The sequence below is a fragment of the Dyadobacter sp. OTU695 genome (genome assembly GCF_038440355.1).
GTDB lineage: Bacteria > Bacteroidota > Bacteroidia > Cytophagales > Spirosomataceae > Dyadobacter.
On record NZ_JASATN010000001.1, the window covers coordinates 404,995 to 420,093 of the forward strand.

Below are 15,099 nucleotides of genomic sequence, written 5' to 3' on the forward strand. Positions count from 1 at the left end.
AAGACGCTTGATTTTAAGTAATTGTTAACTACCACCCCTTTTTTTTGAGGATTTTACATTTATCTGGGGCAAACATGCCAAATGGTGTTAATATGCGGGCAAAAGGTACGGTAGGTATATACGCTGTGTTTTGAAAGAATGAATCTAAATAAAGTTGCGGCGAGAAATAAAGCGAATTAACAATGCCCCTGTACCGGGGAGTTTTTGGTAAATATTTGTATTTTTTTAATATTGTTTGTACATTAATATAATTTTTTTCGGCCTCCAAACCGGCTCATTTGAGGCCGGAAATCGCACCTGCCGTAGCACGCCACTTTCAGCAATTGTTTGAATTGTTTGAAAATCATCTAAGGAAAGAGGGGAGGCGTTGCAATTTTGGTTGCCAATGTGGCGAAAGTGTGAAGTTCTAATAAATACGTTTGAGAAGGTGTTTTGCTGCTTCCTGCTAACAAACTGACAATGAAATTGGGTTTATGCCAAATTATATTCTGGGCATTGATTTGCACGGCATTGTAATTGATTGAAACAACGATTAGTTTTGTAACCTTGACGCAATTAATGTCCTATTTAAACAAACTTTAAATCCTTTGTATGAGAAAGACTCTACTGTTTCTATTCTTAGGGTGCTTATTGATTCCTGGCTGGCAGGCATTTGCCCAGGATAAACAAGTATCGGGAGTTGTGACCGCAGATGACGGAAGCGTGCTGCCCGGTGTAAACATCACCCTAAAAGGTACAACCAGAGGTATCACAACCGATATCGACGGGAAGTACACCATTTCGGCCCCTTCTTCCGGAACACTCGTGTTCTCGTTTGTAGGTTATGTGAGCCAAAGCATTGTGGTTGGTTCCAAATCGACGATCAACGTTACGCTGGCAGCCGATGCCCAGCAACTTGGTGAGGTTGTCGTAACCGCACTCGGTATTTCGCGCGAGCGCAAATCACTCGGATATAGTACCGCCACCATTTCCAATACTTCGATTACCGAAGCCCGTAACACCAGCCCGCTCGATGCGCTCAACGCCCGTGTGCCTGGTCTGTCGGTCAATACCGCTTCGGGAGCACCGGGTGCGTCGACGGTCCTGAACATCCGCGGTTTCAACTCTGTGACTGGTAACAACCAGCCGCTGTTCGTCATCGACGGTGTGCCGATGAACAACCGTGGTAATACTTCATCGACCAATGCGCAGAACAGCAACGACGATTTCAACCGTTCGATGGACTTCGGTAACCAGATGAACGATATCAACCCTAACGAGATCGAAAGCATTACCGTCCTGAAAGGTATTTCGGCATCCGCCTTGTACGGAAGCCGTGCCGCTAACGGTGCGATTTTGATCACGACCAAGAGAGGTAAGTCGGGCAGGACACAGGTTGATATTTCATCTTCCTTTGCACAATCGCAGGTTCTGCGTGTTCCACACCTGCAAAATACTTATGGTCAGGGATGGAGCGGCTTGTTCGACCCTATCGAGAACGGTTCATGGGGACCTAAACTGGATGGGAAAACACGTCTTTGGGGTAATGTTGTCGATAATTCCCAAATGCTGAAACCTTTCTCGGCACAGGAAGACAACCTCAAAGATTTCTTCGACAAAGGTTATGAGTGGAACAACAGCATTGCCGTTTCGGGTGGCACAGAAACTGCCAACTATCGTGTGGCATATTCCAATGCAACGGCCGACGGGGTAGTACCTACCAATGCTGACTCATATAAACGTAACACGTTGAGCCTTAATGGCGGTCTGAAACTGGATAAGTTCTCTGTGAACTCCAACATCAACTATGTACATAAAAATCAGAAGGCAGTAGCAACCGGCCAGGGCGACGATGCCGGCGGTGGTAAAGTAGTGTGGCAGGAGATCATCCAGATCCCGCGCGACCATTCGATCGTGGATTCGAAAGCATTGCTGGATCCGAGCAGTCCGTACTACAAGTTCATGACGCTGGATAATTACTTCACGCCTTACGCTCAGAACCCTTACTGGACATTGTACAACCAGGGTAACAACTACGACGAGGACCGCATTTTCGGTAATATCGAGTTCGGCTATCAGTTATTCAAAAACCTGGATGTGAAATACCGGGTGGGTGGCGACTATTCCGATGCATTCCAGAAAGACTGGGGTAATGTTGGGAAGATTTCCGATGGCACGCCAAACAGCACGGCTAATGATGTTTTTGGAAGTGTTTCGCAACTGGCAAGACAAAACCGTCAGTTCAACAGCGACCTGATCTTGAATTTCAAACACAATTTCGGGTCACGTTTCGATGTGCAGGCTTTCTTTGGGCATAACCTGAACGAGAGGACCGGACAAACCAACTTCGCGAAAGTTACGAACCTCGATCTTCCAGGGTTTTACAACCTTTCGAACAGCTCTGTGACACCCACTACATTTGCGACAACAAGCAAACGTCGCCTTGTGGGTATCTACGGTCAGGCCACGTTTGGTTTCGACAACTGGTTATACCTGACAGTGGGCGCTCGTAACGACTGGACCAGTACATTGCCAAAAGGTAAAAACTCTTACTTCTATCCAAGCGCGAGCATTAGCGCCGTGTTGTCGGACGTGTTCAAGCTGCCGGCGGAAATTCCTTTCGTGAAAGTACGTTTCGCGGCTGCATCAGCGGGTAACGACGCCGATCCTTATCAGGTATATTCAGTGTACGTGCCGGGCTCCGTTCGTGCGGGTGGTTTTGGTAATATCAACTTCCCATTCGGCGGTCTGAACGCTTATGAGGTTTCAAACAACCTTGGAAACCAGAATCTAAAACCTGAGATCTCGACCGAATATGAAGGGGGTCTTGAATTAGGCTTCTTCGGAAAACGAGTGGGTCTCGACCTGAGCTACTATAACAAGTTGACAAAAAACCAGATTATCAGCCTTGCACTTGAACCTGCGACAGGTGCTACCACTCAAACGGTCAACCTGGGTAGCGTAAGAAACAAAGGCGTTGAATTGGCATTGAACCTGATCCCTGTACGTACCGAGAAATTCGAATGGGGTGTGACCGTGAACTACAACAAGATCTGGAACGAAGTGGAATCGCTGGGTCTGGAAGGCGGACCTGGAAACATTCTGCTCAACAGCAGCTATAACGTAAAACTGCGTGCGGTGGTGGGCAAACCGTTGGGAGCTATCTACTCGCCTGACGTACAGCGTGATCCGAATGGGAACATTATCGTGAATGAAACAACCGGTTTGCCGTTGGTAAGCTCGGAAGAAACATACAGAGGTTCAATCAACCCGAACTATACGCTGGGTGTTTCAACTTACCTGGACTATAAAGGGTTCAAATTCAGCGCGAATGGTGACTACCGTAATGGCGGAGTGTTCTACTCTTATACCGCCCGTCTGAATTACTTCAACGGAAACGCCTACATGACCCAATACAACGATCGCGAGCCGTTTGTCGTGCCGGGTTCGGTAGTCAAAACCGGCGATAATACTTATGCAGCCAACACGGTTCCGGTATCCCGCGCAGACGTTTTTACTTACTATGGCGGATCGACATCGGCTAATGAATACAACCACGTATTGCCGAAAACATTCTTCAAACTGAGAAATGTGTCGCTCACCTATTCTGTACCTAAGAAGGCATTGGAAAAACTGCCGGTTAGAGGTGCATCCGTGGGTGTTTTTGGCCGTAACCTGGTTTTGTGGACGCCTAAGGGCAACCACGTAGTAGATCCCGAAGCCAACACGTTCGGAACCAGCCTGAAAAACCTCTATGGTGAATTCGCAGCCGGTCCTTCTACCGCAACGTACGGCGTTCAGTTAAATCTATCATTCTAATTAGGATTCAAATGAAAGGTATTATAAAAAACAGTGTTCTGCTGCTTGCGGCGCTTTCACTCGGCTCCTGCAATGACTGGCTGGATGTAAACGAAGATCCCAACAACCCGACCAACGTAGCACCGGAATTCGTGTTGCCGGCCGCGCAGGCTTCAGTGCTTGGTATTGTTGGCGGAGATTTTGCCATTATCGGCGGGCTTTGGTCGCAACATTGGACACAATCCAATGCAAGTAACCAATATCGTGGCATCGATTCCTACGACCTCCAACCGTCCGACTACAATACCGCATGGACGGAATTATATGCCGGCGGTTTGAACGATTTCGAAGACGTGAAGAACAAGGCAACAGCATCCGGCAACAACAACATGGTGCTGCAGGCGGTGGCCGTACAATCTTATGGTTTTCAAATGCTGGCCGACTGGTTCGATAAAATTCCTCTGACCGAAGCGTTACAGGTAGAAACCATCAAAGCGCCGAAATACGATGACGGTCCGGCCGTTTACGCAGAATTGCTGAAAAGACTCGACGCCGCCGTGGCACTCGATTTCAACAACGGCAAATCAACGGCAGTTGCCTCTGACCTCGTTTTTGGGGGAATGAGCGCGGAGAATCAGATCGATCACTGGAAACGTTTCGCGAACACGTTGAAGCTGAAAATGTATCTGCGTCAGACCGCAAGCCCTAACTCCGCTCAGGCTATCGCAGCTATCAAAGCAATGCTTGATGCGAACACGCCATTGCTGGAAGACGATGCGGCGGTTACCAAGTTTGTAGATGAACCCAACCGTAGCAACCCATTGTACGAGAACAACGTACGTCAGTTGAATACGGGAACAAACCTGCGTTTGAGCCGTACGCTTCAAACGTATTTGCAGGCAAACGGGGATGATGCGAGGCTTGCCGCTTACTTCACACCGGGCACCGGAGGCCAGGCTGGCCTGGAACAAGGCGATTTCCTCAGTGGGGTCGGCGTGAATGTGCCTAGCGTAGCCAAAATGACCGCTACTGATCCATTCTATTTTTTCAGTATTGATGAAGTTTATTTCATGCTCTCGGAAGCTTATTTGCGAATCGGAAACGATGCGAAGGCGAAAGAATTCTATGACAAGGCGGTAGCTGCTGCATACGCAAAATTCAATATTGCGTTTGATGCCAAGAAGATCGCAAAAGGCGGCGCCTACGAATATCCATCAACGGGTAACATGGAGGCTAAACTGAAAGCCATCATTTATCAAAAATGGGTTGCCATGTTCCGCCAGGGATACGAGTCCTTCTGGGACCAGGCACGTACCGGCTATCCTGAGAAATCGCCAGTGGCTACGACCAATGCGAGCTACGTTCCCGGACAATGGACAGTTGCCGCGAAATCCGTATTGGAAAAAGGTGCACTGCCTAAGCGCATTCCTTACACCTCGGCTTCTCGGGATGGTAATGTGAATACGCCGGCGTTGACACCGTTAACTGCCAAAGTTTGGTGGATGAAATAATCAAAGGTCATTGATAACTGATATTATGAAAAGAGGATTTAAACTAATAATCATAGCCTTGACCTTGTTTGCAGCGTTTTCGTGCGAAGAAGATAAGGTGACGGAAGGCATTTCGACCATTACTTTTTACCCCATCATCACGCTGAAAGGCGAGCAATGGAATGTGGTAAAAGTAGGTGGTTCGTTTACGGACCCGGGTGCCGGTGCCAAGGAAGGGGATAAGGACATCGAGGTGAAAGTAACCGGAACGGTGGATACTAAAACGCCGGGCGTTTATACGATTCAATATGATGCGGTGAACAAGGATGGCTATTCGTCGACGGAATACCGCTACGTAGGGGTTATTTCGAACGCTGCGTGGGGTGTAGACATTTCTGGTTCTTACAAACGTAATGCAGGTGCTTTCGGGGTTTCCACCGTGACAAAAGTGGCGGATAACCTGTACAAGTCGAACAACGTCGGTGGCGTAGCAGTCCCGTCTCCCGGCGATGCGGTTTACTTTTATTATTTCGATAAAGGCAAACTAGGCGTTCCTTACCAGCTGACACCGGGTAATGCATTTGAATGTACCAATGCAACAATCAAAGAAGGGGTGTCTTACAGTTGGGTGGTAATCAACCCGGGCTTCGGTACAGCGCTTCGTGTTTTTGAAAAACAATAAAATTGACGTTATGAAATATATAAAGTATTCTCTGATATTATTGGTTTTTGGTCTTCTCTCCTGCGATTTGGGTAGTGAGCCAACCATAGAAGGAACCAAGTTGAAGGCAATGTGTGGTGAGTGGTGGATCAGTATTTTGGTCGACGGTGAAGATATTGGCGCCGGATTCCATCTCGTTACCACCTCAAATACGGCAGCGAACAACGAAACCGATTTGATTCTTGACGACCATGAAACATGGCCTGCTAAAATCATGACGAAAGTAAATCTTCCCGCTATGACTTTCGATCCTGCAAAGGATCTTGCAAATGCGTATAGCGACAAGATAAAAGTGTCGGTTATTGAAGGTAAAATTCTCAAAGGAGCGGCCACTACACCCGGTGGAAATAAAACAGACTCACTCTATGTGAAGTTCGAGTTTTCCGACGACCCCGGCGTTCAGTATGAATACGCGGGCTACCGCCGTACCGGTTTCCGCGAGGACGAGCATTGATTTCAAATACTTGCAGACATAAGGCCTTATCCGTCATGGGTAAGGCCTTTTTTATTTCGGGAGAAAAAGATTGAAATGCGGTTTGGCAAGTGGTACACTGACGATTCAGGTTTGGAACCCTAGAATTTCTTTCCGATCTTGAAAAATCTGGTTCTTTAACAACACAATATGACAACTCCTTTTACTCGCAAGACTTCAAACAAAATCTTCCGGATGTCAGCAGCGGTCCTGATTTCGGTTATCACCGGATCGTCGGTTTCTGCACAATCTTCATTGGCAAAGGCTATCGATCAGAAAGCACCGGCATTGGAAAAGAAACTAATAGAATGGCGCCGCGACTTTCACCAGAACCCCGAGCTAGGCAACCGGGAATTCAAAACGGCGGAGAAAGTGGCGAACCATTTGAAACAGCTGGGCATTGAAGTAAAGACCGGCGTTGCGCATACCGGCGTGGTCGGTATACTGAAAGGTGGCAAGCCGGGGCCCGTGGTGGCTTTGCGGGCTGATATGGACGGCTTGCCGGTTGCCGAGCGGGTGGATGTCCCGTTTAAATCGAAAGTTACAACGGAATATAAGGGTCAAACTACGGGCGTAATGCATGCGTGCGGGCACGATACGCATGTAGCGATACTCATGGGCGTGGCAGAGGTACTGGCATCGATGAAGAACGAGCTTCCGGGAACGATCAAATTTATATTTCAACCCGCCGAAGAAGGCGCTCCGGAAGGCGAGGAGGGAGGGGCTGAGCTGATGGTGAAGGAAGGGGTCCTGGAAAATCCAAAGGTCGATGCGATTTTCGGACTCCATATCGACTCTCAGATCGAAGTAGGTAAGATGGCTTACCGCCCTGGCGCGACAATGGCTGCCGTGGATTTTTTTAGTATTGATGTCAAAGGAAAGCAGACGCACGGTGCCTACCCGTGGTCGGGCGTAGATCCGATCGTGACTTCCGCACAGATCGTGAATGCATTGCAAACGATTGTGAGCCGTAACCTGAACCTCACACAGGCGCCCGCAGTGGTGACGATTGGAGCCATTCACGGCGGGGTACGTCAGAATATCATTCCGGAGTCGGTCAAAATGATCGGTACCATCCGGACTTTCGATGAAACAATGCATTCGTATGTGCACAAGCGTCTCAATGAAATCTCGTCCAACATTGCGGAGAGCGCCGGTGCAACCGCGTCGGTCGATATCGACGTTATGTATCCGGTTACTGTCAACGACGAGCCGCTTACCGCTAAAATGATCGGAACACTGGAAAATGTGGCAGGAAAAGAGAATGTAAATGTCATTCCGGTCAAAACCGGAGCGGAGGATTTCGCCTTTTACCAACAGAAGGTTCCTGGTTTCTTCTTCTTTTTAGGAGGTATGCCAAAGGGTAAAAGTGTTGCAGAAGCCGCGCCACATCATACTCCCGATTTCTATGTCGACGAAGGCAGCCTCGTGCTCGGCGTACGCTCTATTGCCCGCCTTGCGACCGACTATCTCGAAAAAGCGAAAGTGAAATAGTATTACTCGGGAATGTTCTTCCTGACCTGGTCGAATAGCAGGTTCGGGAAGAACCTTTTGAGATAAATAGCGGCAACTTCTTTGAACCCGCCGATATAGATTTCCTTTTTGTCCTTTCTGACAGCGTCCAGTATCTTTTCTGCGCAAACGTCGGCCGGAATGCCTTTGGCCTGGTTGCTGTCCATTTTGCCGAATTTGTCGCCCGACGCATTCAACGCATTCAACGAAATGTTCGTGCGGATGTAGCCGGGACAAATGGTAGTCACTTTGATATGATGCTGATAGCCTTCGGCGCGCAGTGAATCATAAAAGCCCTGCAAGGCATGTTTGGCGGCATTATAGCCCGAGCGCATAATGGTACCGATTTTCCCCGCTACGCTGCTCATCACAATGAAATGCCCCGATTGGCGCGCGATCATATGCGGCAACACCGCCTTGGTAAGCGCAACCGTGCTGAAAAAGTTGACATTCATCAGGCTCTGATATACTTCCAGATCGGTGTCATGGATGTACGAACGCTGACTTACGCCAGCATTGTGGACCATCACATCAATCTGCCCGAAATGCGCGATCACTTTATCGGCAGCCGGCCCGGCCTGGTCGAACTGGGTGACGTCCAGCGGAAGGACGAGTACATCTGCGTCGGGCAGTGCCGTTTGTTGTTTTACCCGTTCCAGTTCCTCACCGCGACGGGCGGTTAGCACCAGTTTCGCCCCTTCTTTGGCAAATGCCATGGTCAATGCCTCGCCGATGCCCGAGGATGCACCCGTGATCCAGACGACCTTGTCCTTGAAGTTTGTCATATCTTTTAACTATTCAGCCGTGGAGGTTGATAAAAAACGGAGTTGCACAGCATGCTCCGACACGCTCAATGCAGCCTGCATGCCCACGCCCATTGCACGGTTATCGCCGACGTGGCCCACCGGGAAGTTGTAGCATACCGGATACCCGAACCCAGCCACATGCTCAGCGATAATCTCATAAGAGTCCTTCCCGAATGTCGGACTGTTATTGTCCTTCATGTCTGTAAACTGCCCCACGATTAACCCGGCCAGCTTATCGAGTTTGCCCGATCGTTTCAGCTGGATCATCATCCGGTCGAGGTTGTACAGGTATTCATTGATATCCTCGATAAAAAGGATTTTCCCGTCGGTATCGGTCTCCGTTTCCGATCCGATCATGTGCGCGAGCAGGCAAAGGTTTCCGCCAACAACCTGCGCTGTGGCATTTCCGAAGCGGTTTAGTGGATGTGTCGGCACCTCATAAGCAGGTAAATCTCCAAAAAGCATCTGTCGGAGTGATTCCGCCGCCACTTCCGCGCCTGCACAAGTAATGGTTTTAGCCATCGGCGCATGAATGCTTGCATAGCCGAGTTGGAAAGTTCTGGCAAGAAAGGCCGTCAAATCGCTGAAACCGACGATCCATTTCGGATTTTTGAGAAATTGATCAAAATTAAGCCTGTCGACGATCCTCGAACAGCCATACCCGCCGCGGGCAGCGATTATGGCTTTAATGGAAGGATCATCAAGCATTTGCTGCACATCAGCCAGCCGGTCCTCATCAGAAGCCGAAAATTGATTAAAAGAAGTTCTTAAAGTTTGCCCTTCCGCCACTTCCAGGCCCCATTGTTCCGCAAACAACTTAATGCCGGGGATTACATCCTCATACTTCACAATACTCGCCGGAGCCACCACCCCGACACGGTCACCGGGTTTCAAAAATGCAGGAAACTGGATTGAATTCATTCAGATTAATATGCAGTGCTAAACAAAAATCACATCCTGCACGAGGTTGCTGCCCATTTCGCGGTTGATGAGCTCGATGATCTTAGCTTTCGCGCGGAAAAGTTCGTTGCGCAGTGGCGCGGATTCGATTTGCAGGAACAGGGTGCCGTCTTTGATATACACTTTCTTGGTGCGGGAAGCAATGGCCGAACCCATGATCTTGTCCCAATGCGCAACCACGTAGGATTGGTCGAAACGGTTACGAAGCTTGTACCTGTCGAGCATTTGATCAATAGCTTCCTTCAACGGCGTGATTCCGGGCCGTCGCGACGCTTTTTCCTTGTCAAATCGATAGTACATAATATAACCTTGTTCGTGAATTACAAAGGTAGCAAGTTCGGAGTTCGGCGCGAGTAACCCGGGTTACTTTTTTAAAAACTGCTCATAAACCACGTCCATAATCGACGTCCGGATATTCATCGTAGAAATCTTATTGTTCTCACGCGTCGGGTACACCCGGTTCGACAAAAAGACATAATTCAGTCCCCACGCAGGATCCGCCCAGGTCATAATGCCCGTGTAACCTGTATGCCCGAAGCTCGATGGGCTCGCATACCTCGGCGCATTGCCGGTATATTTGAAAGTCGGCTTGTCAAACCCGATACCGCGACGGCTTCCCTCTTCCGGGTATTGGTACCGCGTAAATTCGATCAGCGCGTCTTTACTCAGCAGTTGCTGCCCGCCGTAGTAGCCATCTTGTAAATACATTTGCCATACTTTCATCACATCATTGGAAGTACCGAAAAGGCCGGCATGGCCGCTCAGCCCGCCCAGCATTGCTGCCGCTTCGTCATGCACCTGGCCGTGCAGCTGCGTCATGCGGAAGAACGTGTCGCGCTCGGTTGGTACGATGTCGTCCAGTTTGTAGAAGCGTTTTGGATTAAAAGTAAGCGTATTAGCGCCGAGTTTGTGGTAATAATGGTTTTTGACATAATCTTCAAAATTTTCACCGCTCAACCGCTTGACAATCTGCGGATAAAGAATGAATGAAAGGTCACTGTAAACATAGCCTTCCTTTTCATTCAGAGGAGAATCGCGGATCGATTTGAATATCGTTTTGTCGTAATTCTTGAAAATAAACAGGCTGTCACCCACCACCGAAGTCGGGTAGCGTTTTGATTGCTTCGTGCTGAACGTCTTCTTTTTCCAACTGCCGTCGGGCTTTTGTGCTTCTTTCCAAAGTACGATGAATGCTTTCAGGCGGGCACTGTGCGTGAGCACACGGCGCCATTGCAGATCTGCTTTGTTGGAACCCTCGAAATCGGGCAGGTAATCCTTCATCGTCGCATCCAGATCGAACTTTTTCTCGTCCCAAAGGCTCATCAATGCAAGTGTGGAGGCTGTAATTTTGGTGACCGAGGCGAGGTCGTACAAATCTGTTAACTTTACTGGGTGATTGCCCTCGTAGGTATGTTTTCCGTACGCTTTCCGGAAAAACACTTTGCCGTCTTTAGCCAGCTGCACGACGCAGCCCGGAGTAGCCTTTTGCGTCACCGCCGCATTGGCAATGGAATCTATTTTAAAGGTAATAACCTTCGAATCCAGCCCAAGCTCTTCCGGAATAGTGTATTTCAACCGGCCCAGCGCCGGAGTCTGGATGCCCGCATTGTAAGGATATTGCGCATTGACAGTCACCGGCAGCTTGCCCAGCGCCGGAATGGCACCGAAAATCAGCTGGGCCGACAAATCCTGTGTGTAAGGCGTGAGCTGGTAGGCCATTACCAAAGCTTTTGCATCGTCGGTTTTGGGTATTTTGTTCAGAGCATAGGGATTCCCAAAAACGGATACCACTGCTTTTTTGGTCGCGATCAGTTCCTGTAAAACGGTGCTCATAGGCTCGGTAAGGCCATAGTTGGCCCGCGGGGAAATGCTGCTTAAATGCACACCCACCAGGAGCAGGTTGTAAGCATTCAATTTCGAACGGACCGCTTCAATTTGCTCAGCCGTAGCCTTGGCGGGGATTTGGAAATGGTCGACGGTGGTGTACAGGCCTAATGTATTTTGAAAAGTAGTCACCGTATCGGCTCCAACAGAAATAGAGGCGATTTTCAGGGTATCCAGCTCGCGCAGCGGGAGAATACTGTTGTCATTTTTGAGTACCGTAAGAGCCTTTTCAGTGAGCAGACGGTTAGTCAGTTCGGCGGCTTTCGGATTGAGGTCTTCGTATAAATTATTCAGGTCAACCGGTTTGTAATGATTAAGGCCCACCCAGGCTTTGGCTTCCAGCACTTTGCGGCACCGGAAGTCTATCTCCGCCTGCGTTATCTTACCCTCTGCGATGCTCTTTTTGATTTCTGCAATGGATTTGTTCACATCTTCGGTAAATTCCAGCAGGTCCATGCCCGCTTCAAGTCCCATTGCATCGGCTTTGCCTTCGGGGAAATATTTGGTTACCCCCTTCATATTCATTGCATCGGAGTAAATCAGCCCCTCAAAACCCAGTTGGCTGCGCAGCAAATTGGTAACAATCGGTTTAGAGAGTGTGGAAGGCAGGTTGGGCGTTTTATCCAAAGCCGGAATGCTCAAATGCGCGATCATCATACCGCTCAGTCCGTTGTTGATAAGTACACGGAACGGGTAAAGTTCCAGTGAATCAATGCGTTGCGCTGAATGCGATATCAGCGGCAAGTCATAATGCGAATCGGTACCGGTATCGCCGTGGCCCGGGAAATGCTTGGCGCTCGTGAGCAGGCCATTGTCCTGCATCCCGCGCATGTAGGCAACCGCCTTTTCTGCCACCTTATATTTGTTTTCTCCAAATGACCGGAAGCTGATCACAGGATTATTCGGGTTGTTATTCACATCTGCGACCGGTGCAAAATTGATATGCATTCCCAGCCGTCGCGCCTGCTTTGCGAGCTGCGCGCCCATTTCATAAATGAGGTCGTTATTGCCCTGAATGGCGCCAAGCGTCATCTGGTAAGGATAGCGAACGGTACTGTCGATCCGCATTGCCAGGCCAAACTCCGCGTCCATCGCCACAAGCAACGGTACTTTCGAAATCGATTGATAGTAGTTGGTAAGCCGCGCCTGAGGCACTGGTCCGCCTTGGAAAAACACGACGCCACCCACTTTATTTTCACGGATCAGTTTTTCAACCGCCGTCGGGCTGCTGGTTTTCGGGTCGATCAACGCCCGTTTGGTGTCCGACACAGCCGCGACCATGATGAGCTGGGCAATGCGTTCATCGGGTGTCAGCGTAGCAAAAACAGAATCGACCCATTGCCGGGAAGCGTTGGTTTTGTGTTGCAAAAAGCCGGGAGGCGTACTGATCTGGGCTTTTGTAGTAAATGCTGTTAGGAAAAGGAGAGTTAATAGGGCTAGGTGGTGTCTGGTCATTGGGGTTGCGAAACGTATGCTGGTACTATTATTTATTCATTTACTGATTTTAAAACTCTTTCAATGAGGCTTGGCTTGATTCAAAAACCGCATTAATTAACTAGTATTTCGATCACCGGCTTTACGGCATTTATATACTTTTTCTCCTTCGCTTCCGCCAGTGCACCCAAGGTCCCGATCACAGATAAACCCATCTGAGTAGCGACGGCCCGGCACTTTATTTCGTCAATCAAAAGTAAATCCGCACCCAGTTCTGTCGCGAGCACAATTGCTTCTGCCTCACCGGGATCAAGAACTTCGGTTAGCTCGTTCAAAAGAGAAGTACTTGGAACTTCTCTGATTTCGATCCAATCCAATTCAAGTTTATGCCGGAACTCGGCATATAAGTCCTGCAATTCCAGATATACTCAGTTCGGTATTGTTATCCGTTGATAGAGATTTTGGAGGACGTGTAAATATCCCGATTGCACAAGTCCGCTGATAACAGAGGTGCCACTTATTACGATCACTGGAAAGCTTTCTTAGAGTTTCCAGATCTGCTTCGAAGTCCTCGATATCATAATGCCAAGCAATTTTGCGTTTTCCGAGTTCTTGCTGGAAGCGAATACTACCCAACCCGGTCATGGTGCCGCCTTGGCCGACAGTAACTTTACCATCTTCGTACAGACGCACGGCGAGTTCGATTCTTAGTTCGTCATCCGTGAGCCCGGTGCTGTTGATTACATTATCATTGAGTTCCAGAAGCATATACCTTCGTGTTGAATTTTGCAATGAAGTCTAAGTAAATATACACAACGTTTCCCGTTCTCCCAGCAAAATGCCTAGAACAGCAGCCCCAGCAACAACCCGGCCAGAATGATCACATAGGAGGGGACCTTGCCAAATGCGACAACAATGAGTGTGGCGATGACGGTAATGACGGGCTGAATGTTCGTCATCATCGGCTGAAAGAGTGAGATCGCGGCGGCGATAGTGAGGCCGCAGCTGGCGGCGTGGATACCTTCGAGGGAGGCCCGGATGCCGCGGTAGCGTTTCAGCTGGTCCCAGAATGGGTAGGCGAAAAAGATGAAGAAGGTGCCGGGTAGAAAGATACCCGCTGTCGCCACAAATCCGCCGACGATCTGACCAAACCAGCCGTGCGTTTGCAGCGAAACACTTCCGACAAATGTGGCGATCGAAAATACAGGCCCCGGCACAACCTGCGTAAGTGCCATGCCCGCGAGGAACTCCTGTTCGGTGAGGTAATGTTTGAATTCGACGAATTCGTTGTAAAGAATGGGGATCAGGACCTGTCCGCCGCCGAATACGAGGCTGCCGTTCCGGTAAAAGTTCTCGAAGAGCCTTACCGGTAATGAGTTCGTGATCTTACCAATGATAGCAGCCGTGATTAATACTGAAATCCAGAAGATAATGGGCCGCCATTTGATGCGGATCTCGGCCTTTTCCATCTTCTCATGCTTCTTGAAATTGAGCGAGGACGCTACGCCCCCGCACACAATGAGCACGGGCGTCATGTAAGGCGACGGGTACATGTACGCTAGGATGGTCGAAATGACGAGGAAAGTCCAGCCCTGAGTGTTATGGATAACCTTCCTGGCAATGGAAGAAGCGCCATACATCAAAAATGCAACGGCCATAGGTCCCACAAACCGCGTGAAATCAAGCGAAATGGCATTACGTTCGAGGTAATGGATGCCGATGGCAGCGAGTGTCATCAGGATCATCGCCGGCAGCGACCATACCAGCAATGTCAAATAGGCGAGCGGCTGCCCGCCTATTTTAAGGCCGATGGCTGTGACTGTCTGCGTGGAACTTGGGCCGGGCAGGATGGAGCAAAGTGCCTGTAATTCAAGCAATTCTTCTTCTGTGACATACCTTCGCTTGTGTACCAGCCGCTCGATCATCATCATCAGGTGTACCTGCGGTCCTCCGAATGCCGTCAGCGACAACAAGAGGATGTCCATCAGGTAAATGATGTAACGAAAGCGGCGGATGGGTGGATAGGACAAGCTGAGGGTACTT

The 15,099-nt window shown here is 49.3% G+C and carries 12 protein-coding genes; 5 read left to right on the top strand and 7 right to left on the bottom strand.

The genetic code is table 11. The features are described from left to right. The first annotated feature begins 591 nt into the window (after window positions 1-591). From AAHB90_RS01835 to AAHB90_RS01855, 5 genes are all read left to right on the top strand, one after another. A complete protein-coding gene (locus AAHB90_RS01835) occupies window positions 592-3,798 on the top strand; it encodes a SusC/RagA family TonB-linked outer membrane protein (RefSeq protein ID WP_342083197.1) in 3,207 nt (1,068 codons plus the stop codon). An 11-nt stretch (window positions 3,799-3,809) separates the two neighbouring features. Beyond that, window positions 3,810-5,288 carry a SusD/RagB family nutrient-binding outer membrane lipoprotein gene (locus tag AAHB90_RS01840; RefSeq protein ID WP_342083198.1) on the top strand — a complete coding sequence of 493 codons (1,479 nt, stop codon included), beginning with the start codon at window positions 3,810-3,812 and terminating at the stop codon, window positions 5,286-5,288. 58 nt (window positions 5,289-5,346) lie between these two features. Beyond that, window positions 5,347-5,949 carry a DUF5011 domain-containing protein gene (locus AAHB90_RS01845; RefSeq protein ID WP_342083199.1) on the top strand — a complete coding sequence of 201 codons (603 nt, stop codon included), beginning with the start codon at window positions 5,347-5,349 and terminating at the stop codon, window positions 5,947-5,949. A gap of 10 nt (window positions 5,950-5,959) precedes the next feature. Next, entirely contained in the window at window positions 5,960-6,442 is a 483-nt protein-coding gene (locus AAHB90_RS01850) for a lipid-binding protein (protein ID WP_342083200.1), read from the top strand. 213 nt (window positions 6,443-6,655) lie between these two features. Beyond that, window positions 6,656-7,954 carry an amidohydrolase gene (locus AAHB90_RS01855; protein WP_342083201.1) on the top strand — a complete coding sequence of 433 codons (1,299 nt, stop codon included), beginning with the start codon at window positions 6,656-6,658 and terminating at the stop codon, window positions 7,952-7,954. A 2-nt stretch (window positions 7,955-7,956) separates the two neighbouring features. Here AAHB90_RS01855 and AAHB90_RS01860 read toward each other — a convergent pair whose 3' ends face one another. The 7 genes from AAHB90_RS01860 to chrA form a co-directional block, all read right to left on the bottom strand. Beyond that, on the bottom strand, window positions 7,957-8,757 hold the full coding sequence (locus tag AAHB90_RS01860) for an SDR family oxidoreductase (RefSeq protein WP_342083202.1): 801 nt from the start codon (window positions 8,755-8,757) through the stop codon (window positions 7,957-7,959). A 9-nt stretch (window positions 8,758-8,766) separates the two neighbouring features. After that, window positions 8,767-9,699 carry a S66 peptidase family protein gene (locus AAHB90_RS01865; RefSeq protein ID WP_342083203.1) on the bottom strand — a complete coding sequence of 311 codons (933 nt, stop codon included), beginning with the start codon at window positions 9,697-9,699 and terminating at the stop codon, window positions 8,767-8,769. 18 nt (window positions 9,700-9,717) lie between these two features. Next, complete coding sequence (locus AAHB90_RS01870) at window positions 9,718-10,038, bottom strand: DUF721 domain-containing protein (RefSeq protein WP_342083204.1); 321 nt, start codon at window positions 10,036-10,038, stop codon at window positions 9,718-9,720. Window positions 10,039-10,101: 63 nt separating this feature from the next. Continuing rightward, a complete protein-coding gene (locus AAHB90_RS01875; RefSeq protein WP_342083205.1) occupies window positions 10,102-13,077 on the bottom strand; it encodes a glycoside hydrolase family 3 N-terminal domain-containing protein in 2,976 nt (991 codons plus the stop codon). Window positions 13,078-13,169: 92 nt separating this feature from the next. Next, window positions 13,170-13,433 (bottom strand): hypothetical protein, encoded by a 264-nt coding sequence (locus tag AAHB90_RS01880; RefSeq protein WP_342083206.1) that lies wholly within the window; start codon window positions 13,431-13,433, stop codon window positions 13,170-13,172. Window positions 13,434-13,440: 7 nt separating this feature from the next. Continuing rightward, window positions 13,441-13,824 carry a UPF0175 family protein gene (locus tag AAHB90_RS01885; RefSeq protein WP_342083207.1) on the bottom strand — a complete coding sequence of 128 codons (384 nt, stop codon included), beginning with the start codon at window positions 13,822-13,824 and terminating at the stop codon, window positions 13,441-13,443. A 74-nt stretch (window positions 13,825-13,898) separates the two neighbouring features. Then, on the bottom strand, window positions 13,899-15,041 hold the full coding sequence (gene chrA / locus AAHB90_RS01890; protein ID WP_342083973.1) for a chromate efflux transporter: 1,143 nt from the start codon (window positions 15,039-15,041) through the stop codon (window positions 13,899-13,901). Window positions 15,042-15,099 lie beyond the last annotated feature (58 nt).